Raw genomic sequence first — 23,606 nt, 5'->3', positions numbered from 1 at the left:
TATCGCTACTTTGTATCGCAACACGGAGGCGCTTTCTCGGTGAAGGGAGGCAGTGCATGCGCACCCACGGCACCAACAGGAGCGACACCGACGAGGACCTGGTCGACGTCGACCCGCACGACCCCGGCGACGGCTCGCTGCCGGTCTTCCGGTGGCGCCAGGCCGGCCCCGGGCTCGCGACCCGCCGCCAGCTGCGGGAGATGGGCCTGCGCCCCGGCGGCCAGGAGCCCGTCGCCCGCATCGAATGCCGCGGCGGCCGGCGGTTCGCGTGGCTGTATCGGATCGACCTGGCCAGGCCCAAGTTCCCGATGACCCTCGCCAAGGAAGCCGCGCTCGACGCCGCGATGGCCGCCCGCCAGACCTGCGGCACCTGCCGCCGGCGCTACTTCCACTGCATCCCTCTGAAGACCTTGGGCTCGTGCCTGGAGTGCCACGACGGCACGCCCGCCGACCCCGCCTCCTACCTCGCTCCCCCGCCCCCGCACCTTCTGGCCGCCTGAACCGAGAGGACCCCTCATGCAGGCTCACCGTCCCGCCGTCTTCGCCGCCGTGCTCGGACTGACCCGCGCCGCCAGCGCCGCCGGCGACTTCTGGGTGCAGAGCGACTTCTGCGCCCGGGTGAAGGGTGCGTCCGACGACCACCCGGTCACCTACGAGGACCCGGTCACCGAGAAGAAGACGGTCCACGGCACGGCCGACGGCCGTAAGGCGTGCCTGGAGCACTGCCTGACCTACACCGCCACGCAGGCGATCGTCGCCGGGCTCGGCGCCCGCGCGCTCGGCATCCGCGTCCACCCGGCCGCCGCTGCGGCCGCCCTCGCCATCTCGTTCGGCACCCACTACGCCGCCGACCGGCGCGTCCCGGGCAAGGGCCTGCTGGAGAAGCTCGCCACCAAGACCGGCAAGGGCGGCTTCTACAAGCTCGCGGACTTCGGCATGAACGGGGCCTTCCACCTCGACAGCGCCTGGCACCACGGCTGGGAGACGGTCGCCGCCCTGATCGCCACCACCGGCGCGAAGACCCGGTAACCGGCCGCTCCCCCGCCCGCGCCGTCCGGCCGGGCACGACGAACCGCTCTCTTGACCCGCCCCGGACCGGCCCGCAGTTCTGCGGGCCGCCCTCACCCATCCCGAAGGGAACCCGCTGTGCGCGCATCCGTACGCCGCTCCATCCAGGCCCTGCTCGACGGCGCCGACATGGTCACCATGCTGGCCGGTGCCGCCAGCGGCGCCGTGGCCGGCTACACCTACTACCCCGCCACCTTCGACGCCGACCTGCGCCTGGCCGCCACCGGCGCCGTCGCGCTCGGCGGCACCTTCCTCTTCACCACGGTCGCCGACGCGGTGCTCGCCCCGCTGCGCCGCCGCTTCGCCCAGGCCGACGTCGCCGACATGCGGGCCGCCGCCCAGACCCGCGCGGCCGAGGCCCGCGGCGTCGCCGTGCCGAGCGGCCTGAGCGAGGCGGTCGACCAGGTCGCCGCGGCCGCCGAGGACGACGCCGCGCGCCGCGCCGCCCAGGCCGCCTACCGCATCGACCTCAGCGAGCAGCTGCTGAGCAACCCCGGCCGGTGGCGCGGCTACATCAACGGCGAGGCCAGCTACTACCTCGCCCCCGGCACGGTCTTGCACTACAGCCGCGAGGAGAACGAGCGCGGCATCGCCGAGCACCGCTACACGCTCCTGACCGCCGACGACCCGACCCCGGTCCCCGTCACCAACGTCCGGGACATCCTCGAGGACCTCGTCCCGCGCGCCCGCAAGACGGCCGAGGACCTCGACGCGGTGGCGCCGAGCACGGTCTGACGGCTTTCTGTGCCGCCCCCTGGCCCGCGCACCGCGCGGAGTCCGGGGACGGTGCGGAGGACCGGACAGCCCGGCCCCGGCCGTCCAACGGCCTCGCACACCCGCGACAGGAGAACTCGCGCTCATGGCCCGCACCTTCAACGCCACGCTCCAGCCGCTCGACACGGCCATCCCCGACCCGGCCGTCGTCGTCCTGATCGGGGCTGCCGGCTCCGGCAAGTCGACCTTCGCCTCCACCTGGTCCCCCTCCCAGGTGCTGGAGCTCGACGCGTTCCGGGCGATGGTCTCGGACGAGGCCGGCGACCAGGCCGCCACGGCCGACGCGGTCGCCGCCCTGCAGACCGTCCTGGAAGCCCGCCTGACCCGCAAGAAGACGACCGTCATCGACGCCACGAACTGCGAGAAGGCCGTGCGGGCGGGGCTGGTGCAGGCCGCCCGCCGCCACGGCGTCCCTGCGGTCGCGGTCCTCATGGGCACCCCGGTCTCCCTCTGCGTCAACCGGCAGACCGCCCGCACCCCCGACCGCGCCGTGCCCGCCGACACCGTCCGCGCCCAGCACGCCGCCGCCGTCACCGCCTTCCCCGGTCTGCGCGCCGAAGGCTTCGACCATGTGGTTTTCGCCGACCAGCTCCAGCGCCTGGAGCCGCTGCTGCAGCGGGCCAGCGACACCCGCCGCGCCGACCTCGGCTGGGACGGCCACCCCGGCCTCGGCTCCCTCCTCCTGGTCCGCCGCGTCTTCGGCGACGCGGTCCTGCCGCTGTGGCGGTGGGTGGAGGGCTCCACGCTCGCCGGCGGCGACCGCGTCGCCGAGATCACCCTCGGCGCCGACCGCCTCCGCCTCGCCCTGCGCCAGGACATCGACGGCGAGGGCGACTACGGCTTCGACCTGCTGACCGCGTGCCCCGTCGACGACGAGTGCACCGCCCCGGCCTGGACCCCCGCCCACTCGGTCACCACGCTCCTCGACGCGATCACCGGCGCCCTCGCCGACACGGACACCGTCTGCACCGTCCACGGCGGACCCGCCGACCACGACCAGGACGACGACCCCGAGCGCCGCGCGGACCTGGAAGAGCAGTACGCGGACGCGATCCGCGCCTGAGCCGCGCCCCCAACGCCTCGCCGAACAACCACAACCCGCCGCGACCCGCCCCGCGCCGGCCGCGCGCTGTCACCTCGGGAAGGACACCCACGCATGAGCATCACGATCACCACCACGTACGGCAACGCGCACAACGTCAGCGACACCAACCCGGCCCACGTCACCAGCTGCGACCGCTACCGGCTGCCCCTCGTCGGCACCATCGCCCCGGGAAACCCGGGTTACGAGGACATGGTCGAGATGCTGCGGGAGAACGGTCACGACACCCGCCCCGAGGGGTACGGGCTGATCTTCCTGGAGTCCGAGGAGTTCAGCGCCACGTACTTCGGATCGATCGAGCAGATCGAGCAGTACAAGCGCGACAACATCGACGGCACGGCGACCTTCGACCCCTCGCAGGGCGTCATGTACGCGAAGTGGCCACACGGCAAGGGCTGGGACACCTTCCTCCCCCGCGTCTTCTGGAACCAGGCGCAGCGCGGTGGGATCGCGGACGGCGTCGGCCTCGTCACCGCCTTCGCCCACACCGAAATCCCGGGCGCCGAGGTCATCGTCTACGAGTTCGAAGGCAAGTGGCTTCCCGACAGCGAGCCGAAGCAGATGATCACCTACCACTGCACCGCCTGCCACCTCGACACCTTCCACGACAGCGGGCACGTGCACGAGAACACCGGCCCCGACAGCCGCCGCTGGGCCGCCCGCCAGGCCCGCCAGCACATCATCAGCGCCCACCGGCACGGCGTCGGCGACAAGAGCAGCGCCTGCCGCCCCAGCGACGGCGAGATGCTGCGCGTCGTGAACGCGGTCGCCCGCGACATGTGGGGCACCCAGGGCAATGCCCTGCCGGACACCGACGACGCGTACTGCGCCACCAAGGGCCCCTGCTCGCTCATCCGCGAACTCCGTGCCGGAGTCCGCCCGCCCGTCTACCGCGCCTGACCACCGACGTGCGCACCCCGCCCAACACCCGGTTATCCAGCGGCTCCGGCCGCGCACACCCCTTCACGGAGGACCGCATGGCCAGCAAGCCCGTCACCTGGTACATCGCCACCCCCGCCGACGGCACCATCGAGGTGTCCCGGCACGCCGGCACCCCGGTGAACCTCGCCGACAACGTCGGCCAGGTCGTCGACCACCCCAAGCCCTGCACCAACCTGTGGTTCGACGAAAGCCCCTTCTCGTACTTCCGCATGGTCAAGCGCGTCGGCGAGGCGCTGGAGGACACCGGCATCTGGCCCATCACCTGGCCCGTGCGGCTGTGGATCGTGGAACCGCTGGGCGAAACCGGCAACTGGGGCCAGCGCCACTACCCCTACCGGCTGCTCTCCCACCAGATCCGCGTCATCGAGGAGACCGACGCCCACCGCGCGCTCGGTGCCGCCGGCCGCGACGTCCTGGACGTCGTCCAGCAGCAGATCCCCGAGCAGGCCGTCCGCTGGGCCGCGGACTGGGACGCCGACCCCGAGGGCATGCGCCAGCGGCAGTGGAACTGGGCGCAGTGCGGCGGCCGCGCCTGTGGCAGCGGACGGTGGGCGGAGTCGGTGGCCCTCACGACGTCGCACGCCCACCGCGAGTCGGCCGCGCAGACCTGGATCGAGCACCTCGCGCGCCACGCCGTCGACCAGGCCCTCGCCGGCACCGACGCCAGCATGTACGCGTACAGCTACGCCTACAGCCGCGCCACCGGCCACGCGGTCGCCGCCCAGCACCAGGCCCGCTTCGACGCGTACGTCCTGGACGCGCTCCGCGGCACCGACCTCGACTCCCCCGCCGCCGTCGCTGCCTGACGGGCTCTCCGTGCCGCCCCGGCCCTTCCGTAGCCGGGGCGGTCGCGGTGGCCCCTCACGCACCAGACAAGGAAGGAGATGGGCGTCATGCCGAACCGCGAGTTCTACGAGGTAGACGTCCCGATACACGACACCGCCAACCCCACCCTGCGGGGGCTGCACGTCTTCACCGGCGTCGCTGACTCCCCGGCCGCGGCCCTGCGCCGCGCGCACGAGGTGTACGACGCCGCGCTCGCCGCGCACACGGCCGGCCTCGAGACCCCCGGCAGGCAGCCGGACAGCTGGGGAGCGTCCGGGCTTCGGCCCGGCTGGCAGATGGAGTGGACGGCCGCGAAGGCCGGCCCCTGGCACAACCCGCTCAGCTGCACCCCCAGCGGCTTCGCGCTGTAGCTCCGCCCCGGGACAGGCGCACATCGGCGTCCAAACCAGCTCGCCTGCCCCGGGCCACCCAACTCGTACGAGACGAGAGGGAGATCCAGTATGGACCCCGTCACGCGCGTTCCGGGCCCGCTCGGGCAGCGCGCACTCCTCATCACCACCCTCGCGGTCCCGCTCACCGGCTGGACCCTCCACGCCCTCACGCTCCACCGGCGCCTCGCGGCCGAGCGCCGCGACCCGCTCACCGGCGCCCAGCGCCGCGCCGCGTTCCAGCGCCGCGCCCAGCGCCTCCTCGCCCGCCACCGGCAGGACGCCCTGCTCTGCCTGGTCGACCTCGACCACTTCAAGTGCCTCAACGACACCCACGGTCACGCCGCCGGCGACGCCGCGCTCGCCGCGACCGGCGAGCGCCTCGCCCGCTGGGCCGGACCCCACGGAGTCGTCGGCCGCCTCGGCGGAGACGAGTTCGCCGTCGCCACCCGCACGGACGCCCTTACCGGCGAAGACGCGATCGGGCAGCACCTCCAGGCCCTCGTGGACGCCCTGCACGAGCCCGTGCCCACCGAGGCCGGGCCCGTCGCGGTCGCCGCGTCGGTCGGCGCCGCCGTCCCCGACTACCTCGGCATCCACGCCCTGCCCGCCCTGATGCGCGGCGCGGACGTTTCCATGTACCGCACCAAGCACTCCGGCCACTACGGCTGGGCGGAGATCGAGGACCTCCAGACGCCGACCGTCAACGGCCGCCGGCAGGGCCGCCCCGGAACCGCGCTGGAGCGTGCCGCATGAGCAACTCGGCCCTGCCCGGCGACCCGGGCACCTGGGTGCGGGGCATCACGGTCCGCCAGCCCTGGGTCACCTGCCTCCTCGCCGGGAAGGACATCGAGAACCGGCCCGTGCACTGGCCGTGGCGCGGCTGGCTCCTCCTGCACGCCGGACAGACCACCGAACGCGCCCCGCTGCGCGACCCGCTGGTCGCCACCGCGATCCGCGGCCGCGACCTGCACACCGGCGCCGTCATCGGCATCGCCCGCCTGACCGACTGCCACCAGGACCCGGCTGGCACCCCGCCCTGCTCCCCCTGGGCCCAGACCGATGCCTGGCACCTGGTCCTGGCCGACGTCCACGAGCTCCCGCTGCCGATCCCCGCCGTCCGCGGGCAGCTCGGCGCGTGGAAGCCGACGCAGGACCTCGTCGACCAGGTCCGCCTCCAGCTCCCCCAGCTCACCCCGGAGTCCGCGTCATGAGCCGCACCCACCCCACCGAGCCCGCTCCCGACCCCCGCTTCCCCTTACCGCACACCCCCGCCCCGACCCGCTGCCGCACGCGCCCCGAGCTGTTCGACCTCGGCTTCGGCGACCTCAGCGGCGACACGAAGAAGGCGGCTCGCAAGAGGCTGGAGGCGGCGCGGCGTGCCTGCTCCGCCTGCCCGGTCGTCACCGCCTGCCTGCGGTGGGCGCTGGTCAACGAGACGACGGAGAACGTCTTCGCGGGCACCACCCCCGGCCAGCGCCGCGTCCTGCGCCGCCGCCTGGCCGACCGGCTCGGGCCCGACTGGGTGGACGTCCTGGCCGCCCGGGACCAGGCCCGCCGCGAGCGGGCCGAGGCCGCCCGGTACACCCCGCTGCCCGTGCCCCAGGCCCGCATCGTCCACCTCGACCGCGAACTCAACGGCCCGCTCCGCCTGCTGCCGCAGCTCACCGCCGAGGAGCAGCGGCTCAACCGCTCCCGGCTCGAGGCCGGCCTCAAGGCCGCGTAGGAGGCGCCCGTGTTCACCGAACTGACCGTCAGCGCCCGGGCCGGAGCGCTGGCCGTGAACCCCAGCCCGGCGCCTGAGCGCGCCGCCGCCGCGCGGACCGTCGCGCGGAACGCCCGCGACACCGCCGACCTCGCGCTCCTCCTGGATGTCCTCGGACTGCCCGCCACCACCCACCCGCTCCCGGAAACCGGAGAACCCGCCACCATGACCACCACCGGCACCCTTTCCGCGCACCACTCCGTCGCGCTGTCGATGCACGCCGACGGCGCCAGCGAGCAGGCCATCCGCGAGACCACCGGCCTGACCGAGACCGAGCTGAGCGACCTCATCGCCGACAAGGTCCTCGAACTGCCCCGCGCCGACGCCCTGACGACCCCGGTGATCGACGTGCCCGTCATCCCGCTGTCGGGCTCCGACTCCCTCCAGCAGCTGATCGAGTGGGCGGCCACGCACCCGGCCGCCTCCGTCCGCAAGAGCGCCACCCGCATCACCGCCGCCCTCACCGAGCTGTCCGCCCGCCGCGACAGCGAGGCCGCGCAGCGCGAGGCGGAAGCCCGCGTCGCCCAGGCCCGCGAGGCGCTGGAGAAGGCCGAGCAGGAGCTGCGCGCCGTGAAGACCGGCACCCGCAGCCCGGCCGCCCTCGCCGCGCCCACCCCGATCCGCACCGGCACCAGCGGCGCCTACAGCCGCGAGGAGCTCGCCGCGATCCGGACCTGGGCGCGCGCCAACGGCCACCAGGTCGCCGACCGGGGCCTGCCGAGCAAGACGGTCCTGGACAAGTACGCCGCCGCCCACCCGGTCGCCCCGGCACGGAAGGCGGGCTGAACCGTGACCGCGATACCCCTGGTCCTCGACGGCTACCTCGACGAGCTCCCCATCCCCGGCGACGACGGCCTCACCGCGCGGTTCCGGGTGATCTCCTCGCCCACCGACGACGCCGCCGACGAGACCGTCTTCGCCTGCCGTACCGCCGACCCGCACCTCGCGCACGCGCTGCTCAACCTGATGCGGCCCGGCGACCTGCTGCGCGTCGGCGGCCACCTCGTCCTGCCCGGCCCGCACACCGAGACCGGCCCGCGGATGGACGTCGACGCCCTGGAGCTCCTGGCCCCCGCGCCCGCCCGGCACCTCGCCGAGATGGTCCTCGACCGCTACGGCCCCTACCTCGTGGTCTTCAACCCCGAGGTCGACACCGTCCCGGTCTTCACCGAGGCCGGCACCTGGGTCGGCACCGCCGAACACGCCGACGCCATCACCGACCTGATCCACGCCCACGAGTCCGGCAGCCCGCCGCCCACGCCCTGACCCCGCACCCCCGCGCGGGGCGGGGCCGCCCGAGACCACCGGGTGGCCCCGCCCCCACGGCCGCGCAGCTGCTCCTCGACCTCACCGCGCCCGAAGGGACACCCCTGTGAAGCTCCGCATCGACCACGCCGACCTCGCCGCGGCCGTCGGCTACGCCGCCCGCACCCTGCCCTCCCGGCCCCCCGCCCCGGTCCTGGCCGGCCTGCTCCTGGACGCCACCAGCGACGAGCGCCTACGCATCAGGGCCTTCGACTACGAGGTCTCCGCCGACACCACCGTCCCGGCCGCCATCACCACGCCCGGCCGCGCCCTGGTCCCCGGACGGCTGCTGGCCGACATCACCGCCACCCTCCGCGACGACGTCCACCTCGACCTCGACAGCACCCGCCTCACCCTGCGCGCCGGCAGTGCACGCTTCACCCTGCCGCTGCTGCCCCTGGAGGAGTACCCCACGCTCCCCGAGCCCGGCGACGTCACCGGCACCCTGTCCGCCCCGGCCTTCGCCGAAGCCGTCGCCCAGGTCGCCTGCGCCGTCAGCCGCGAAGAAGCCCTCCCGGTCCTGACCGGCGTCAGCCTGCGCCACGACCACGAGGCGTCCACGCTCACCCTGTCCGCCACCGACCGCTACCGCTACGCCGTACGCACCCTGCCGTGGAAGGACGCCCACCTCCCCGACACCGGCGCGGTCATCCCCGGCCGCGCCCTCCTCGACGCCGCCAAGGCTGCCGCCGGCGACGCCACCGTCGACCTCGTCCTCCCGGCGCGCAGCGGCCTGTTCGCCCTGCGCGGCGAGCAGCACACCACCACCATCCGCGCCCTGGACGGCGAGCTGCCGAAGTACGCCTCCCTCTTCCCCACCGAGTTCGCCCACACCGCCACCGTGGAGATCGACGCCCTCAAGGCCGCCGTCCAGCGCGTCGCCCTCGTCTCGCCGAAGAAGGACGGCCCGATCAGGATGACCTTCGCCGGCGACGGCACCCTCGTACTGGAGAGCGGCAGCGGCGACGACGCCCAGGCCCTCGACGCCGTCGACACCGCCCTCGACGGCCACGGGCTCACCATCGCGTTCAACCCGGCCTTCCTCCTCGACGGGCTGAGCGCGCTGACCGCCGAGTCCGTCCGGTTCGACTTCACCTCGCCCACCAAGCCCGCCGTCCTGAGCGGCCACGGCAGCGACGACCAGGCCCTGCGCTACCTCCTCATGCCGATCCGCCAGACCGACTGACCCGCCCCAAGAGCCAGGCCCACCAGCCGGCCCCCGCTCCACCTGACCGATCCCCACCGAGCACCCGTGCAAGGAGCCGACCATGACCGACACCCACGAGAACCACGCGACGATCCGCTACACCGCCGACGTCGTCGCCGTCACCGAAGACGACCGCGTCCTGCTCATCAAGCGCGACTGGGACCCCTACGAGGGCCACTGGGCGCTCCCCGGCGGACACGTCGATGACGGGGAGACCGGCCTCCAGGCCGCCATCCGCGAACTGGCCGAGGAGACCGGCGTGCACGTGAACGTCGGAAACCTCCACCAGATCGGGGTCTGGGACCAGCCCGGCCGCGACCCCCGCGGCCGCTACATCACCACCGCGTACATGATCACCGTCCCGGACGGCACCCCGATCACCGCCGGGGACGACGCCCGCGACGCCCGCTGGTGGCCCCTGACCGACCTTCCGGATCTGGCCTTCGACCACGCCGACATCATCACCGCGGCCGTGACCCCCAACCCCTAACCCACCGCCAGGCCCCTGGAGCGCCGCGCCCCGACCACTTCGGCCGGGGCGCGGCGCTCCGCCATTTCCGCCCCTTCACCAGCGACCGACCAGACCAGGAGCCCCGACATGCAGACCTGCGTCTTCTGCGACATCGCCGCCGGGCAGGCCCCGGCCGTCATCGTCCGCCAGTGGCCCGACGCCCTCGCGATCCGCCCGCGCAGCGGCGGCGTGAACGACGGGCACGTCTTCGTCCTGCCGCGCGTTCACGTCGCCGACGCCGGCACCGACCCCGAGGTGACCGTTGCCGTGATGCGGCGAGCCGCCGAGCTGATGGCCGAGCTCCCGGCTGCGAACCTGATCACCTCGAAGGGAGAAGCCGCGACGCAGTCGGTCCCGCACCTCCACGTCCACGTAGTGCCCCGCCAGACCGACGACGGCCTGCCTCTCCCCTGGAGCCCGCAGCACGCCGCCCGCGCCGCCAAGAACAGCGCTACCTCGTGAGCGGCCCAGACCCCGTCACCCTGGTCATGGCCCGCGAGCCCATCCCGGCCGCCGGACCGTCCGTCTTCCTCGCCGGACCAACCCCCGACAAGAAGACTCCCGTCCCGTCCTGGCGGCCTGACGCCCTCCGCCTGCTGGCCGAGCAGTGGACCGGCCACCAGACGCTGACCGTCCTCAGCCCCGAGTCCCGGCACGGCCAGCGCGCCGACCGCTACGAGACCCAGGTTGACTGGGAGACTGACGCCCGCGCCGCGGCGACAGCGATCCTCTTCTGGATCCCCCGCGACCTGAAGACGATGCCGGCCATGACCACGAACGTGGAGTTCGGCCTGGACGTCGGGACAGGCCGTGCAGTGCTGGGCTGCCCGCCCGACTGCCCCAACCCCGAGCGCAACCGCTACCTGATCTACGTCGCCCGCCGCCACGGCGTACCGGTCTGCACCAGCCTGGCCGACACGGTGGCCGCCGCTCTCACCACCGTCTCCGCCCAGGGCACCCCGGCGGACCTGTAGTCAGCCAGCCCCCGAGGCCCTGTACCCCGATCGGGGTGCAGGGCCTTTTTTCGTTTCTGGATCGCCTCCAGGCCGACTTGTGACGTGGTGCCGGTCTCCATGCCGGAGGAGACGTGGCAGCATCATGCGGAAGGTAGCCACCGCATGAAGAGAGACCCCCGCTGTGCTCATCGCCAACATCAGCCCACGAAGCATGGGTAAAACGACCGACACCGGCATGATGGGACACGCATTCCACGAAGCTGGGTACCGCGTGCAGCTGTGGGACGCGGACGAATCTGAGCACCTCACGCAGTGGTCCGAGCTCGCGGCCTTCCCCTTTCCTGTGAATCACAACGCCTCCGCGAAGTTCGCCGAGGAGTACACGCCGCTCGGGGAGGCCGGGATCGACATCGTCGACGTCGGACACACCGAGAACCACCCGCACATCGCCGACAGTGTGCTCAAGGTGGCCGACCTGGTCCTCATCCACATGGAACCCTCGATGGCCGACTACCAGCGCGTCCATCAGCCACGTACTTCCACGCCGGTCAAGACGATGGTCGGCCGCTCCGCGTTCGATAGGCCCTCGCGCACGGCCCCGCCGATGTGGGTGCTCCTCAACCGAGTCCGCCCCAACGTTCGGAGCGAGAAGGAGATCCGGGGGCTGCTCGCCGACGACGACTACAACGTGCTCACGGTGAAGATCCCGGTCCTGGACGACATCAAGCAGGCCACCGGTTTCCCGGTGGAGAACGCGGCTCGGGGGCCGTTCGGCGAGCTGATCACGGAGCTGCAGGACCGGGGACTGATCAAGAGTGTCTAAGCGTCGTGACTTCCGCGCGGCGGCTAGCAAGGGAGCCCAGCAGCCTTCCGCCAGCACGAGTCCCGCGTCGGAGACCCTGGCTGTGAAGGACCAGCCTGCCGAACCGCCGCAGATGCGCGCCCAGCCCTTCACGATGGAGCACTGGGGACTGACCCTTCCCGATGTAGATGCCACGCCGGAGACCGCGTACGGGCCGCTCGACGAGCAAGAGCAGCGTCTCCTTGCTGAGGCTCACCGCGCTGTCGACAACGCTCGCACAGCCCGCTGGATGCTCGGCTACTCCCTGGAGGTGGTGCGCAGGCGCCGGCTCTACCGCGGCGACGGCACCCGCACCTGGGAGCAGTACCTGAATCAGGAGCACGACGGTCTCTCGACCAGCGAGGCGGATCGCCTCCAGAAGACCTGGCGCCTGGCGCAGACCGTGCAGAAGGAACTCGGCCGGCCCCTGCCCGACAGCCACCTGCGAAAGCTGCATCCGTACGCGGAGCGCACCAGCGACCAGGAGGCCGCGCGCGCCTACGCCGAGCTGTACTGGGCCCACCAGGAAGGCGGGGTCCGGCTTGTCGCCACCCAGGTCCAGCAGCGAGTGAAGAAGGCGGTGGCAGCCGCCAAGGGAGTCTCCGATCCGGCGGAACGCAGCCAGGCCGTCAGCGCCGCCTGGACGACCGCACCCGAACCGGTGATGCCCACGCAACGGACCGAAACGAAACCCGAGCTGGGCGGAAAGCCCAGCCGGAGCTCGGACCCCGTAGACGGTGCACTCGAGCTGCTGAACGTGGCGCGACAGGCAATCGAGAACGCCACTGAGGACAAGGCCGCCCGCAAGACTCGTAGTGGCGAAGAAGCTCAGCGGCAGCAGGACGCCATCCGTCGCATCGGCCGGATCCTCAGCAAGGTGAAGGTCGACGCTGATGCCACCCACGATGCCGTCCTCGTTGATGCTCACGCTGGCGACGAGGACGGCATCGTCGACGCAGAGCTGGTTGAGGACTGACCCCTGCTGTTGAGCGGGACTTCCCCAATTGGGGAAGTCCCGCGATTTTTGGCGGCAGCAGCTCGGCCAGTCAGCGTGAGGCAACACCTTTGAACCCCGGACCGAGCCCGCGCCGCTTGCCGCGTGATGCAGCGCCGGGCCGCGCGGCGAGGGCCGCGACCACCGCCTGGGTCGCCTGCGGGGTCAGGCCGGCGCTTACCTGCCCGGAGGCAAGGACTCGTGCGTAGGCGCCGGTGCCGTGGGCGCGGAGAGCGTCGGCGAGCGCGGCGGCCGCGGTCTCCGCCGGCCCGGCCCCCCAGCCGTCATCGTCTCCCTGCTGCGCCTGTCGGGGGAGGGCCTCCCGTCGGCTGAGGAGCACGGCCAGGGCCTGCGCCTCGGGCGCGTCCAGCGTCACCGTGACCAGCGCGGCACCGAGCTGGTGGACACGGTGCCGGGTCAGACCGTGAGCGGCGAGCGCCTGACGCAGCGCCGCGCTCGTCCCGGCCGCCGCCCTGCAACCGATGGCTTCGCTCGTCCCGGCCGCGGCCTGTTCAGCGCGCTCGACGACGGCGGCCGCGGCGATCGGCACGACAGAGAGGATCTCCGCGCACTCGGGATCGAGCTGGGCAAGCGCACCGGCCAAGACCTCGAGGGCAGCGGCCGCGTCCTCCACCGCGTCCGCGCTCCAGCGCGACGGGCTGGCGACGTCGGCCAGCGTGCACGCCGCCACGACGGCCTCCTCCGCCAGCGCTTCGACCCTGCCCGGCCCGGTAGTCAGCTTCATGTCCCGCCCAACGAGGTGACCGCGCGAGGTGGTGCGCGCTGATCACATGATGACGTCCGCGATCCGCTCCATCCCCGGGCCGGCACGACGGCCTTCGGCCAGGGGCCGGTCCAGGATGTCGTGCGTCCCGATGCGGTGCCATATGACGTGGGGGAGTCCGGCGATCTTCTCCCCGCCGTACGACCACGTCGCGCGCCCGTCCGGCGCCCAGGTGAGCTCGTAGATACCCGGGGCGCGGCGCACGCCCTTGATCCGTAAGCCGGGGCGGAACTGGCGGCCGGTACGCAGGTCCGGCACGAAGGCATCCAGCACCACGCGGCGGAAGCGCCGGCGCTGGGCGGGAGTGAGGTGCTGGAGGTCGGAGGCGAAGCGGGGGCAGGTCTCGAAGGTGGGCACGGTGGTCTCCTCCGGGCAGCACGACGAAGCCCCCGGCGGTTGCCGGGGGCAGCTGTAGGCGGTGCTCGTTGGTGGTGTTCGTTCCGTGGTGCTGGATGGTGCTCAGTAGTGCTGGATGGTGTTGGCCGGGCTGTGGTGTGAGGTCTGCCGGAGAGCGATGACATTCGCGTTCGGCCCGGGGTCGCTTCCCGCCCGGCGGGCACCTGAGAAGAAAGTTCGGCTCTCGCTCCCGCCTGGCGGGACGTCCCGCTGATCGGCCTTTCCTTGCAGGTCAGCGCCGTGTGGCGTGGTCTCCATGACAGTGGATATCAAGATCATCCGGGCCGGTCAGATGTACCGCTACTTCTTCCGCGAGACCGTCGTCGGTGACGGCCGCCGCCCGGCTCGCACGCCGCTGCGCGAGGCCCAGGAGCAGGCCGGGGTCCCGGCCGGGCGATGGATGGGCCGCGGCCTGGCCGTGCTCGGACTCGCGCCGGGCGAGGAGGTCACCGAGGCGCAGCTGCGGAACCTCTTTGGGGAGCGGGGCCGTCACCCGGACGCGGACCGGATTGAGGCCGACCTGCTCGCCAAGGGCGTCTCCCCGAAGAAGGCGTTCAAGGCCGGCGCCCTCGGACGCCGCGTGATGGTCACCGGCGTGGACTTCGTGTTCCGGCCGCAGCCGACGATCTACCTCCTGTGGGCGCTGGGGGACGAGGAGACCCGGCTGGTGATCGAGGCCGCGCACGAGCGGGCGATCGAGCGGGTGCTGGAGTGGATCGAGGACGAGGTCGCGGTGATCCGGTACGGCAAGGACGGCATTTACCGGGTGCGGCCGCCCGGCGGTCTGCTCGCTGCGCGCTTTCGCCACTACGAGGCGCGCTCCGGGATGCCCTTGCTCCATGACCATGTGCTGCTGTCGGTGAAGGGGCAGCGCGTGGACGGGAAGTGGAACTCGATCCACACCACGGCCTTGTACGAGAACACCGTGGCCGCCTCCGCGCTCTACAACGAGCTGGTGGCCGCGGAGGTCTGCGAGGCGTTGGGGCTGGCGACCGAGCCGCGCATCGTCACGCCGGGGCGCCGGCCGGTGATGGAGATTGCCGGGGTGCCGCACGAGCTGATCCGCTGGACCTCCCGGCGCAGCGACCAGATCGCCGCCTGCCTGGCCGAGCTGGAGCACGAGTACGTCACCGCCGTCGACGACGACGGCGAGCCGCGGTTCTTGCCCGTGGTCTCCGAGACCGCCCGCGCCAAGATGAACGCGATGGCCGCCCGGAAGACCCGCCCGCCGAAGCAGAAGACGCTGCCGCTCGCGCAGTTGCGCGTCTGGTGGAAGGCGAGCGCGATCCTCACCTCAGGGGTGGCCGTCGACGTCATCACCTCCCTCCTCGAGTACGCCCGCGCCGCGGCCGCAGCGATCCGGGCCCGGGTCGCCGCCGTGGTCGACGTCGCCCTGGCGGCCGTCGACGTCGCCGCGACGGTGTTCGTGATGAACGACGGCGGCCGCTTCCACCGTCGGCACCTGGTCGCCGAAGCCCGCCGTCACCTCGCTCTCGTCCTGCGCGGCCGCCGCCGCGAGCCGGGCCTGGACGACCAGGTCGTGGCCGCCGCCATCTCCACCCACTGCCTGGACATCAGCGAGCCGAAGACCACGATCGGCCTGCTGAAGGACTACCGCCTCTACACCGCCCGGTGGGCCCTGTCCGACCTCCCCGCCCGGCCCCGCCCACCTGCCTTCGTGCCCGATCCGAGCCAGCACCCGCCAACTGATCCCGGCGAGCCGGCCGACGTTCGGGCCCTCGGCGAGGACGCGGGGGAGTGGGAGATCCCCCGCGTCCCGCTGCAGTACGAGCGCGCGGTCCTCGCCGGTGCGGTGGTCCGCGAGAAGCTGCGCACCGCCACCGCCGTGCGGGGCCGGGCGTACGACGTCGTCGCGCACCAGCAGGCGGCGATGCCTGAGCAGCTGCTCCCGCCTGCGGCCGCCGACCCCGAGCACGACGACCAGGAGCCGGAGGCCGGGCCTACGGAGGCGATCGACATGACGGCGCTGCGGGCCTTGCGGGAGTCCCGCACGGACGTGGAAGCCCTCGATCTCACGGCCGACCGGCTGCGGCACCTTCAGGACGCGTTCGCCAAGGTCGGCGAGGAATCCCGCACCCGCGCCACCCGCGTGGCCTGGAACGCCGCACCGGACGATGCCGATGCGGCGCACCCGGTGCGCCGGGACGACCAGCAGGCGCACCGCCCGCAGGAGCCCGGACCGCACCGGGGCCGGGAGGTCGGCCACTGAGTGGACCCGATGGTGCGTACCCGGTGCGGTGGCGCGCGCACCGACGATGTTCGGTGTCCACTTCGCCGAGTGGAGTCCACCCGGTGGGGAGTGGACGCCACCGTGCTCGGCACCCACTCCACCGAGTGGAGCCCACCGAGTGGAGTCGCCGACATCGTGGGGAGTGGACGACACCGGCGGGGACGATGCAGCGCATCCACCCGGTGCGCACCCGCCGGGTTCCTCCTTGACAACGGCCTGTGTCAAGGAGAAATGCGGCGCCTCCACCCGGCCCACTCCACCGCACCGAGTCCATCCGGTGCGCACCACCCCGCGCGCCGGCCGCACCGGTGCGCGCACCACCACCGAGTGGAAGCGCACCGGACGGAGGTGGTGCGCTCCGGATTGACGGTGGTGCGCGCCGGACCACCGCACCACCGCACCACCGCACCAGTGCGCACCGGGTGGGTGCGCACCACCGCACCGGAGGGCAGGCGCGTGCGTCGGGTTACGGACGCCCGGTCATGCACTGCACGGTGTGGGCCCATTCCAGGTGCTCGCGGCGCATGGTCTCCAGGGTGGCGAGGGTGTCGCCGTGGTCGTCGGGGTCGGGGATCACGTTCTCGACGAAGCGGATGATGGTGCGGGCATTGCCCAGCACTGCGGTGGTGGGGGAGTCGCGCGTCCAGTCCCGCAGGGCGGAGAGCAGGATGCAGCCGACCTCGTCCAGGACGAAGGAGTCCGTGTGCGGGTCCCCGTCGCCCAGGAGCCCGGTGACGGGGAAGACGATGTTCTCGGCGAGCCGCAGCAGCAGGAAGGCCAGCTCCGGAGTGGCCTCCGTGAGGCCGGTTGCGTGGGCCCCGCCGCCCGACTGCAGCGCGGCGAGGTAGTCGAAGGCGCGGTCAACCTCCTTCGGTGTGAGCGGTGCGCGGTCCGGGATCAGGTACGCCACGGGGGCCTCCTCAACAGGGTGGCCGCCGTGCCGATCACGGCGACTTCCCGGACAGGATTGAGCCCGGGGCCTGTGGACAGCGCCCGGAGAAATCTCCCTCCCGACCGAAACGGGCGAATCGGGTCTGCAAGGGCCAAAGCGGGCCCCCTTGTCCAGGGTGGTCGGCCCGATCCCGAACCCGACCGCACCCCCTTGTCCACCTCTGCCGCCCCCCGGCCATAGCCGCGTTTCCCCTGGACAGCCTCCGCTACCGGCCACGGTCAGACCGCGGACAAGGGGGTCCCGTGCACGCTGCTCCTTCGCCATGACTGCCCCGGCCGGGGCAGCGAAGGAGACGAGATGATGACGACCACCCACCCGGCGGCCGGGCAGCGGCACCGCTCGGGCCGATCCCCGCGGAAGGCCGGCCCCGTGCTGGGCAAGCCCAAGGGGGATCCCTGGGCGCCCCCTTCGAAGGCCCCTTGGGAACCCCCTTTGGTGCCCGGCGCACGGGAGTGGGGAAAACCCCTTGTCAGCGCAGTGATGGGCGCGAAAACTGCGTCGTCACACCCCTCTTCTCTCCTCCTGTTGTCCGTAGTGGAGGAGATCATCGGGTTCCGGGGGGCCCGGAGGCCCGCCCAGGCCAGGCGCGGCCAGCAGCAGCGGCGGTCGGCCGGCGGCCGGTCGCGAGCAACGAGGGAGCAGAGCTGATGGCGGGGAAGCGGATCACCAACCCGGCGGGGTCGACGAACAGCTACCGCGGCGACGTGCTGCGCGTGCTCGGAGCGCTGAAGGTCGCGACGGCTGATCAGATCCAGCGGATCGGTGCTCCGCACCTGACGTTCCGGCACGCCGACAAGGAGAGCCCGTCGAAGCAGAAGCAGGCCCGCACCGCCTCGCACACCGGCGCGCTCTCCGACATGCGCAAGCACGGCCTGTCCGAGAACGGCGGCTCCACGGAGACGGGGGACTCGCTGCGGAACCTGACCACCAAGGGCCTGGAGGCCGCCTCCTACGAGCTGCGGCGCCCGGCGACGGAGATGGGCTCCACCGCGCGCGGTGCGGGCTCCAGCGGGGCCTCCCACCCGATGGCCGTCAACGAGACCGTGATCGCGATGCTGCGCCCGAAGCCGAACCTCGCCAAGCTCGCCGACGACCCGTCCCACGTCCAGGCCGCCGCCCAGGCCGCCGCCGACGGACCGGACGGGATCGGCACCATCGCCTCGTACTGGACCGAGGTCCCGCTCCCGGCGAACGGCACGTGGAACGCGCCAGGCAAGGGCGGCGCCCAGGCCGACTTGGTGCTCACCGCCCCGCAGGACGGGGTGCCGCTGCTGTTCATCGAGGTCGACAACTGTCACGAGACCGCAGAGGAGCTCGCCGCCAAGCTGGAGAAGTACGCCCGCTTCTTCAAGCGGAAGATGAAGGACACCGACGGCCGTGAGCGCCCGATGTGGCGTACGCGCTGGACGGGTCTCGAAGGCCGGTACGGCGATGAGCCGCATCCGCCCGTGCTGCTGGTGTTCAACCGCATCGGTGAGCGCAACCCCGACCGCACCGTCCCGCGCCTGATGGAACTGACCCGTCACCTGTGGCAAGGGGAGCGGCAGCGCGGCGGCCACCATCTCTACGACAGGAGGATCCCGATCGTCGCGGTCGGGCTGAAGAACCTTCGTGCCCACGGACCGGCCGGCCCGGTCTTCCTCCGCTTCGGCCGCACCCACCCGCAGCCGCTCCTGGAAGCGATCGGAAACCCGCGCCGCGATGCTGCCGAAGCCCGCGAGGCAGAGGAAGCCAAGGTCCGCGCAGCGGAGTACCAGGCGCAGGTACGGCGCGCGGCACAGGAGCACGACGCGAAGAAGGCTGCCGCCGCTGTACGGGAAGCCGCTCAGCGCGAGGCTCGCCGGCCTGCCTGCGCCAGCTGCGGGACGCCGTTCACCGACGAACGCTGGGAGGCCGCGGAGAAGACGCACTGGGGAGAGCTCGTCGACACCCACCCGCAGCTGTGCGACGGCTGCAAGCACCAGGCTGTCGCCGCCACCAAGGAGCGCCAGGAGCCGGTGCACAGCGAGGCAGCGGCGAACGACTTCTGGCCCGGCCCCCAGCGCCCCGTCTGCACCGAATGCGGTGCCGCGTTCACCGACGAACGATGGAAGGCGACCAAGCCTGTCGGCTGGGGTTCCTCCCCGGCGAAGCACCCGTCTCTGTGCGGGGACTGCGACCAGCGGTACGAGCTCGACTCGGATCTGGCCTGGGGCGTGAGCCACCGGCAGGGGGAGCGCGACCAGGAACCGGACCAGGCCGTGCCCGAGCAGAAGGCCACCGGCTGGCTCTCACGTCTGCGCCGCTGAGCGGGCAAGCCGCCGGCGGGCGCGGGCAAGCCTAAGGACACCCTGGGCAAGCCCGCCTCGTCGGGTGGGGGCAAGCCCAAGGGCACCCTGGGCAAGCCCGCCTCGTCCACGGCCGGCGACCCAGCGACGCTCGGGTGACGCCCGCGCTCCGCCGTTCGTTGATCCCACATGCCTGTACTGCCGTCACCTGAAGAGATCGAAGCCGCCAAGACGTCCAAGGGGGCGTGGACGCGTGCTCAGCTTGCCGAGTGGGGCGTGCCGTGGCCCCCGGAGAAGGGCTGGAAGGACGAGCTGATCGAGCGCTGGGAGGCCGCGCGACAGGAAGGCGCACCGCCGCCGCCCCTGCCCAGCCCGGCCCCAACCGACTTCGCCCAGGACACGCTCGACTTCGGCTGACCCGATGGCAGCGGGGCCGGACAGGAACACCCTGCCCGGCCCCGCTGCTGGTTCCCGGCTGATCACCGGTTGAGGCGGATCCGCGGCCCCCACGCGAACTCGAGGTCGTCCAGGAAGACCGTCTCCAGTTCCTTCTCCCACTGGCCGCGCAGGAGGAACGGGGCGCTCTCCATCCGCTCCACGATGACCAGGGTCTCGGGCTGTCCGATCAGCGCGTACCGGCCGTGCGAGGCGGGCTCGCTGCCAGGCCCGTGCGTGCGCAGCATCTCCTCCAGGCGGGCGCGGTGCTGCTCCACGAACGCCTCCAGGCGCTCGATGTACCCGGCGCGTTCCTCGGTGCGCACCGCGCTCAGCGCGACGTCCAGGAAGTCACCGCCGTCCGGCCAATGACGCTCGCCCGTTGCGGCCACGGCCCACGGGAAGCGTTCCGCGGCCGCCAGGACGTCCTTCACATCCAGCGCCGGGGCCAGCTCCTGGCCGTACGCGTCGGTGTCGTGCTGCTCGGTGCTCACGCGGTGCCTCCCTTGTCGTGGCGGGTGCGGTTGGCGACCCAGTCCGGGTCGCGTACGGGCGCCGTCGGCTCCGTGGTGGTGGCCGGGGCGCGCATGATGCGCCAGCTGTTGCGCGGCGCGGTGACGGCGTGGACCAGGACGACGACGGCCTGCCGCCCCGCGCCGCCCCGGACCCACGTCCCGGCGTGGCGGACCTGGTCGGCCGCCCAGTCGCCCGCACGCCGCCAGAGGCGAAGCCGTCCGAGCAGATAACCGACCGCGAGCGCGGCGGCCGCGATGACGACGACGGCCATCATCAGGACCACCGCATCCCGACCCTGGACAGCTGCTCTACCCGCTCCGGGGTCAGCGCGGCGGCCCGGCTGCGCTGGTTGTTGACCCATGACCCCAGCCGGAACTGGAGCTCCCCGCCGTCCTCGGAGAGAACGGTCTCGACATGCTTGCGGGGCACGGTCAGGTGGCCCTCGCGCTCGAAGAACTGCTGGGCGGCGCCGAGGTGGGCGGTCCACTTGTCGGCCTGCGTGGGGCGCGGCTTCGGCTTCTCGTCCTCGGTGGCGGGCTCGATCCCCAGGACCTGCTCGCACATCCACTGCTGCACTCCGGTGAGCTGGTCCCAGCCGTACCGGACCGAGGTCACCCACCGCCCGAGGTCCTCGCCCTGGCGCACGACCTGGCCCGCCTCGGTGGGCAGGGCCTCGCCCGTGTCCAGATGCTGGCGGACGAGGTGGAAGGCGCGCTGCCACGTCACCGGCCAGCTCGGGCACCAGGAGGGGTCGATGTCCTCCAGCTGCTCGCGCCGCTTGTCCGTCAGCGCGCCGGCCGACGACTCCACCGGCAGCCCCTCGGCACGCCGCTGCTTGATCTCGGCGGCCTTCCTTGCTGCGGCCCGCGCGTTCTTGAGCCAGATGCCCACCGCTGCGCCCTGGAACGTGGCGTCCAGCGGCGCCAGGAGGTGGCCGTTCTCGGCGGCCCACCCGCGCGCGGCGGCCAGGCCCTCTTCCCAGGCGACGTCGAAGTGCGACCAGACCATGCCGAGCTTCTCCAGCTGGGCGATGCGGTCCTCGTCCATCTCCCCGCGGGCGTAGAACCGGCGGGCGTCGGCGGTCCACTGCCCCAGCGGGAAGCCCGCGAGCGAGGCTGGCCACCCGGCGGCTTCCGCCTCCTGGTCGTCGACGGAGGGCACGCGGAACGTGAACGGCACCTTCAGGTCGCCGTGCTCGCGGGCGTAGATCACGGCCGCTTCCACGCCGCGCCGCCAGTGCTCGTGTTCCGGGTTGAGGACGCGCAGGTTGATGAACGCGGCGAGGGCGGCCGGGTCGCGGGGCGTGGAGAACTTCAGCAGGGCCTTGGCGGGGGCACTGACGCCCCCGGAGCCCTCGCCGCTCCCGCCCGTGCTCTTGGCGCTGTCGTCCTTGCTGACGGGCTTGTAGCGGCTCGGGGCCTGCTGCTCCGCGAGCGTCTCCACGACCCTGGCGTCGTGCGCCCGCAGCGCCTCCAGCAGCTTGGCCAGCCCGCCGAACGCCCGGGACGTGAGCATGTTGTCCGCCGTCTCCCCGGGCCCGAGCAGCACCGGCACCACGAGCGAGGCCATCTTCCCCTCGCCCGGTTGCATCCGCAGCGCCCGGCCGACGGCCTGGACCAGGTCGGGCATGGAGCCGCGTACGTCAGCCCAGTACACGGAGTCGCAGTTCTTGGTGTCGATGCCTTCGCCCAGGACCTTCACGGAGCACAGGACGCCCTTCTCCACCACGGTGCCGTCCGTGGCGAGGCCGGTGGCGAACTCGCCCAGCACCCGGCGGCGGTGGCCCGGCTTGTGGTCGCCGCACAGCCAGTCCGCCCAGACCGTGGCCGGGTACAGCTCCGGGTCGGCGGCGTGCAGCTGGGCTGCGACGTCGGGAAGGCCGGCCGCGAACGCCTCGGCCTCCTTTACGACGTGGTGGAAGACGAGCGTGCGCCGGAAGTTCTCCTCCGAGGACGCCTTCACCAGGGCGGTCTGCAGCGCGGCGAGCCGGGCCCCGCGGACCTCTGCGGAGCGGCCCTCGGCGCCCAGGAGCTGCGCGGCCTGGAGCGCGGTGTCGGTGACGTCGACGCATACGACTTGATAGGGGGCACAGATTCCCCGGTCGATGGCCTCCGAGAGGGTCAGGGTGAAGCAGCGGCTGCCGAAGGGGCCCTCGGGGTCGTCTTCCATGCTCGCGACCAGCTCGCCCGGTGCGCCGGCCTCGTCCTCGTCCCCGAGCTGCCACAGCCGGGGCGTGGCCGTCATGTAGAGGCGGCGCAGCGAGGGGATGCGGGTGTTGTCGTGGACGACCGCCCACGGTTTCCCGATCCGGCCCGAAACGCGGTGGGCCTCGTCCACGACGATCAGGTCCCAGGCCGCGAGGCCCCCGGCGTGCGCGCGCTCCAGCGTGCCCAGCCCGAGGCTGGCGTACGTGGCGTAGACGGTGACCTTCTCCAGGCCGCGCGTCCACTCCACCAGCTCGTTCACGTCCGTGGTGTTGGGGAAGGACACCTCCTCACCCCGCAGCGAGGACACCCCGATCATCGGCCCCCGGCGGCCCCCCTCGCGCCACGCGGCCTCGGTCTGGGCGAGCAGGTCCAGCGAGGGCACCAGCACCAGCACACGGCCCGCGTGGAGCTCCTCCGCGCTGCGGACCGCCACTCGGGTCTTCCCGGACCCGGTCGCCATGATCACCTGCGTTCGAAGCCCTCGTTCAGGCACAAGTGATCTTGCAGGCAATTCAAGGGCCCGCACGACCGCATCAATGGCTTCCCGCTGGACTGCCTCACGCTGGTCAACGCGGCTAGTGGTCGACATATCCGTCTGCCTTCTCGTGAATGCCGTCCGGGCGACTGGAGCGGCGGGAAACGGGAAACCTGCACCTAGAGAGCCTGTGGAGAGCTAGGGTTGAACTGACGCGATCGGCTGGCGACTCCGCCTCACCGATCACTGGGTCAGGCCGTGTGGTGTACCTCGAAAACATCTCGGAGCGCTTGGGGTGGCGTGCTCTGAGTCCAGAGTCTATCTCGCTCCAAAAAAAGAGACACACAGAATCCCAAGATTCCCCCTAACGTGGCCGAAAGCTGTTAGTCTTGCCTTATCGCAAGCCCCCAAGGGACCTTGACGGTCCCTCAATCCGCACCCCCGGCCCGAGAGCCGCCCCCGCACTCCGTCACCTTCCCCGACTGCCCGTCACCGCCCCTCCCCTTGCTGCCGCTCGGGCCGCAGGCCCGTGGGTGGGTCTCGCGGAGCGTGGCCCACCTGGCCCGCACGGGAGTTGGGGGCGCGCCCTGGAGTGGCTGGAGCGCAGCGGAGGCCACGGGTCGGCCGGAGGCCGGCCCCGGCCC

27 protein-coding genes are annotated in these 23,606 nt (G+C 72.6%); 21 read left to right on the top strand and 6 right to left on the bottom strand.

Annotated features, from left to right (window positions below):
- Window positions 1–56: 56 nt before the first annotated feature.
- The 18 genes from ACIGFK_RS39360 (at window position 57) to ACIGFK_RS39275 (ending at window position 12,661) form a co-directional block, all read left to right on the top strand.
- Window positions 57–500 carry an RRQRL motif-containing zinc-binding protein gene (locus ACIGFK_RS39360; RefSeq protein WP_400055695.1) on the top strand — a complete coding sequence of 148 codons (444 nt, stop codon included), beginning with the start codon at window positions 57–59 and terminating at the stop codon, window positions 498–500.
- A gap of 16 nt (window positions 501–516) precedes the next feature.
- Window positions 517–1,029: a hypothetical protein gene (locus ACIGFK_RS39355; RefSeq protein WP_400055693.1), complete on the top strand. Its 513-nt coding sequence runs from the start codon at window positions 517–519 to the stop codon at window positions 1,027–1,029.
- Window positions 1,030–1,146: 117 nt separating this feature from the next.
- Entirely contained in the window at window positions 1,147–1,803 is a 657-nt protein-coding gene (locus ACIGFK_RS39350) for a hypothetical protein (protein ID WP_400055691.1), read from the top strand.
- A gap of 124 nt (window positions 1,804–1,927) precedes the next feature.
- Entirely contained in the window at window positions 1,928–2,905 is a 978-nt protein-coding gene (locus tag ACIGFK_RS39345) for an AAA family ATPase (RefSeq protein WP_400055690.1), read from the top strand.
- 93 nt (window positions 2,906–2,998) lie between these two features.
- On the top strand, window positions 2,999–3,844 hold the full coding sequence (locus ACIGFK_RS39340) for a hypothetical protein (protein ID WP_400055688.1): 846 nt from the start codon (window positions 2,999–3,001) through the stop codon (window positions 3,842–3,844).
- Between the two features lie 77 nt (window positions 3,845–3,921).
- Entirely contained in the window at window positions 3,922–4,692 is a 771-nt protein-coding gene (locus ACIGFK_RS39335; protein WP_400055687.1) for a hypothetical protein, read from the top strand.
- An 87-nt stretch (window positions 4,693–4,779) separates the two neighbouring features.
- Complete coding sequence (locus tag ACIGFK_RS39330) at window positions 4,780–5,082, top strand: hypothetical protein (protein ID WP_400055686.1); 303 nt, start codon at window positions 4,780–4,782, stop codon at window positions 5,080–5,082.
- A 90-nt stretch (window positions 5,083–5,172) separates the two neighbouring features.
- Window positions 5,173–5,856, top strand: a complete 684-nt coding sequence (locus ACIGFK_RS39325) for a GGDEF domain-containing protein (protein ID WP_400055685.1) — start codon at window positions 5,173–5,175, stop codon at window positions 5,854–5,856.
- Window positions 5,853–6,314: a hypothetical protein gene (locus tag ACIGFK_RS39320; protein ID WP_400055683.1), complete on the top strand. Its 462-nt coding sequence runs from the start codon at window positions 5,853–5,855 to the stop codon at window positions 6,312–6,314. The genes ACIGFK_RS39325 and ACIGFK_RS39320 overlap by 4 nt, the downstream gene beginning before the upstream one ends.
- Window positions 6,311–6,826: a WhiB family transcriptional regulator gene (locus ACIGFK_RS39315; protein ID WP_400055681.1), complete on the top strand. Its 516-nt coding sequence runs from the start codon at window positions 6,311–6,313 to the stop codon at window positions 6,824–6,826. Before ACIGFK_RS39320 ends, ACIGFK_RS39315 begins: the two co-directional genes overlap by 4 nt.
- A 9-nt stretch (window positions 6,827–6,835) precedes the next feature.
- Window positions 6,836–7,651, top strand: coding sequence for a histone-like nucleoid-structuring protein Lsr2 (locus tag ACIGFK_RS39310; protein ID WP_400055679.1), 816 nt, complete (start codon window positions 6,836–6,838; stop codon window positions 7,649–7,651).
- Between the two features lie 3 nt (window positions 7,652–7,654).
- On the top strand, window positions 7,655–8,131 hold the full coding sequence (locus ACIGFK_RS39305; protein WP_400055678.1) for a hypothetical protein: 477 nt from the start codon (window positions 7,655–7,657) through the stop codon (window positions 8,129–8,131).
- Between the two features lie 106 nt (window positions 8,132–8,237).
- Window positions 8,238–9,356: a DNA polymerase III subunit beta gene (gene dnaN, locus ACIGFK_RS39300; RefSeq protein ID WP_400055676.1), complete on the top strand. Its 1,119-nt coding sequence runs from the start codon at window positions 8,238–8,240 to the stop codon at window positions 9,354–9,356.
- A gap of 82 nt (window positions 9,357–9,438) precedes the next feature.
- Window positions 9,439–9,867: an NUDIX domain-containing protein gene (locus ACIGFK_RS39295; RefSeq protein ID WP_400055674.1), complete on the top strand. Its 429-nt coding sequence runs from the start codon at window positions 9,439–9,441 to the stop codon at window positions 9,865–9,867.
- 108 nt (window positions 9,868–9,975) lie between these two features.
- Window positions 9,976–10,350, top strand: coding sequence for an HIT family protein (locus ACIGFK_RS39290; protein WP_400055672.1), 375 nt, complete (start codon window positions 9,976–9,978; stop codon window positions 10,348–10,350).
- 26 nt (window positions 10,351–10,376) lie between these two features.
- A complete protein-coding gene (locus tag ACIGFK_RS39285) occupies window positions 10,377–10,862 on the top strand; it encodes a nucleoside 2-deoxyribosyltransferase domain-containing protein (RefSeq protein WP_400055751.1) in 486 nt (161 codons plus the stop codon).
- A gap of 193 nt (window positions 10,863–11,055) precedes the next feature.
- Complete coding sequence (locus ACIGFK_RS39280; protein ID WP_400055671.1) at window positions 11,056–11,667, top strand: plasmid partition protein; 612 nt, start codon at window positions 11,056–11,058, stop codon at window positions 11,665–11,667.
- Between the two features lie 82 nt (window positions 11,668–11,749).
- Window positions 11,750–12,661 carry a hypothetical protein gene (locus ACIGFK_RS39275; RefSeq protein ID WP_400055669.1) on the top strand — a complete coding sequence of 304 codons (912 nt, stop codon included), beginning with the start codon at window positions 11,750–11,752 and terminating at the stop codon, window positions 12,659–12,661.
- A gap of 70 nt (window positions 12,662–12,731) precedes the next feature.
- Here the strand turns inward: ACIGFK_RS39275 and ACIGFK_RS39270 are convergent, their stop codons facing one another.
- Window positions 12,732–13,424 (bottom strand): hypothetical protein, encoded by a 693-nt coding sequence (locus tag ACIGFK_RS39270; protein ID WP_400055668.1) that lies wholly within the window; start codon window positions 13,422–13,424, stop codon window positions 12,732–12,734.
- Between the two features lie 42 nt (window positions 13,425–13,466).
- A complete protein-coding gene (locus ACIGFK_RS39265) occupies window positions 13,467–13,820 on the bottom strand; it encodes a hypothetical protein (protein ID WP_400055666.1) in 354 nt (117 codons plus the stop codon).
- A 295-nt stretch (window positions 13,821–14,115) separates the two neighbouring features.
- Between ACIGFK_RS39265 and mobF the strand changes: the two genes are divergently transcribed.
- Complete coding sequence (gene mobF / locus ACIGFK_RS39260) at window positions 14,116–16,089, top strand: MobF family relaxase (protein ID WP_400055665.1); 1,974 nt, start codon at window positions 14,116–14,118, stop codon at window positions 16,087–16,089.
- Between the two features lie 487 nt (window positions 16,090–16,576).
- Here the strand turns inward: mobF and ACIGFK_RS39255 are convergent, their stop codons facing one another.
- A complete protein-coding gene (locus tag ACIGFK_RS39255; RefSeq protein ID WP_400055663.1) occupies window positions 16,577–17,020 on the bottom strand; it encodes a hypothetical protein in 444 nt (147 codons plus the stop codon).
- A 689-nt stretch (window positions 17,021–17,709) separates the two neighbouring features.
- On the opposite strand from ACIGFK_RS39255, the gene ACIGFK_RS39250 reads away from it, so the two are divergent.
- Window positions 17,710–19,350 carry a replication-relaxation family protein gene (locus ACIGFK_RS39250; protein ID WP_400055661.1) on the top strand — a complete coding sequence of 547 codons (1,641 nt, stop codon included), beginning with the start codon at window positions 17,710–17,712 and terminating at the stop codon, window positions 19,348–19,350.
- Between the two features lie 168 nt (window positions 19,351–19,518).
- Window positions 19,519–19,746, top strand: coding sequence for a hypothetical protein (locus ACIGFK_RS39245; RefSeq protein WP_400055659.1), 228 nt, complete (start codon window positions 19,519–19,521; stop codon window positions 19,744–19,746).
- Between the two features lie 62 nt (window positions 19,747–19,808).
- Here ACIGFK_RS39245 and ACIGFK_RS39240 read toward each other — a convergent pair whose 3' ends face one another.
- From ACIGFK_RS39240 to ACIGFK_RS39230, 3 genes are read right to left on the bottom strand one after another with little or no spacing between them, the layout of a single operon-like run.
- The gene (locus ACIGFK_RS39240) at window positions 19,809–20,258 is read right to left on the bottom strand and encodes a hypothetical protein (RefSeq protein ID WP_400055657.1); all 450 of its coding nucleotides are present in this window, start codon (window positions 20,256–20,258) and stop codon (window positions 19,809–19,811) included.
- On the bottom strand, window positions 20,255–20,554 hold the full coding sequence (locus tag ACIGFK_RS39235) for a hypothetical protein (RefSeq protein WP_400055656.1): 300 nt from the start codon (window positions 20,552–20,554) through the stop codon (window positions 20,255–20,257). Before ACIGFK_RS39235 ends, ACIGFK_RS39240 begins: the two co-directional genes overlap by 4 nt.
- Entirely contained in the window at window positions 20,554–23,076 is a 2,523-nt protein-coding gene (locus tag ACIGFK_RS39230) for a Helicase associated domain protein (protein WP_400055654.1), read from the bottom strand. The genes ACIGFK_RS39235 and ACIGFK_RS39230 overlap by 1 nt, the downstream gene beginning before the upstream one ends.
- Window positions 23,077–23,606 lie beyond the last annotated feature (530 nt).

It is taken from the genome of Streptomyces sp. NPDC085524, assembly GCF_044541755.1.
Classification (GTDB): Bacteria; Actinomycetota; Actinomycetes; order Streptomycetales; family Streptomycetaceae; genus Streptomyces.
Note: the sequence above shows the minus strand (reverse complement) of the source record. Positions and strands in the feature narration are given on the sequence as shown.

Excerpts from the sequence above, each read along its gene's own strand:
- ACIGFK_RS39360 (WP_400055695.1), top strand. The coding sequence starts at position 57 with ATGCGCACCCACGGCACCAACAGGAGCGACACCGACGAGGACCTGGTC.
- ACIGFK_RS39355 (WP_400055693.1), top strand. The coding sequence starts at position 517 with ATGCAGGCTCACCGTCCCGCCGTCTTCGCCGCCGTGCTCGGACTGACC.
- ACIGFK_RS39345 (WP_400055690.1), top strand. The coding sequence starts at position 1,928 with ATGGCCCGCACCTTCAACGCCACGCTCCAGCCGCTCGACACGGCCATC.
- ACIGFK_RS39340 (WP_400055688.1), top strand. The coding sequence starts at position 2,999 with ATGAGCATCACGATCACCACCACGTACGGCAACGCGCACAACGTCAGC.
- ACIGFK_RS39335 (WP_400055687.1), top strand. The coding sequence starts at position 3,922 with ATGGCCAGCAAGCCCGTCACCTGGTACATCGCCACCCCCGCCGACGGC.
- ACIGFK_RS39330 (WP_400055686.1), top strand. The coding sequence starts at position 4,780 with ATGCCGAACCGCGAGTTCTACGAGGTAGACGTCCCGATACACGACACC.
- ACIGFK_RS39325 (WP_400055685.1), top strand. The coding sequence starts at position 5,173 with ATGGACCCCGTCACGCGCGTTCCGGGCCCGCTCGGGCAGCGCGCACTC.
- ACIGFK_RS39320 (WP_400055683.1), top strand. The coding sequence starts at position 5,853 with ATGAGCAACTCGGCCCTGCCCGGCGACCCGGGCACCTGGGTGCGGGGC.
- ACIGFK_RS39315 (WP_400055681.1), top strand. The coding sequence starts at position 6,311 with ATGAGCCGCACCCACCCCACCGAGCCCGCTCCCGACCCCCGCTTCCCC.
- ACIGFK_RS39295 (WP_400055674.1), top strand. The coding sequence starts at position 9,439 with ATGACCGACACCCACGAGAACCACGCGACGATCCGCTACACCGCCGAC.
- ACIGFK_RS39290 (WP_400055672.1), top strand. The coding sequence starts at position 9,976 with ATGCAGACCTGCGTCTTCTGCGACATCGCCGCCGGGCAGGCCCCGGCC.
- ACIGFK_RS39285 (WP_400055751.1), top strand. The coding sequence starts at position 10,377 with ATGGCCCGCGAGCCCATCCCGGCCGCCGGACCGTCCGTCTTCCTCGCC.
- ACIGFK_RS39280 (WP_400055671.1), top strand. The coding sequence starts at position 11,056 with ATGGGTAAAACGACCGACACCGGCATGATGGGACACGCATTCCACGAA.
- ACIGFK_RS39270 (WP_400055668.1), bottom strand. The coding sequence starts at position 13,424 with ATGAAGCTGACTACCGGGCCGGGCAGGGTCGAAGCGCTGGCGGAGGAG.
- mobF (WP_400055665.1), top strand. The coding sequence starts at position 14,116 with ATGACAGTGGATATCAAGATCATCCGGGCCGGTCAGATGTACCGCTAC.
- ACIGFK_RS39250 (WP_400055661.1), top strand. The coding sequence starts at position 17,710 with ATGGCGGGGAAGCGGATCACCAACCCGGCGGGGTCGACGAACAGCTAC.
- ACIGFK_RS39245 (WP_400055659.1), top strand. The coding sequence starts at position 19,519 with ATGCCTGTACTGCCGTCACCTGAAGAGATCGAAGCCGCCAAGACGTCC.
- ACIGFK_RS39235 (WP_400055656.1), bottom strand. The coding sequence starts at position 20,554 with ATGATGGCCGTCGTCGTCATCGCGGCCGCCGCGCTCGCGGTCGGTTAT.
- ACIGFK_RS39230 (WP_400055654.1), bottom strand. The coding sequence starts at position 23,076 with ATGTCGACCACTAGCCGCGTTGACCAGCGTGAGGCAGTCCAGCGGGAA.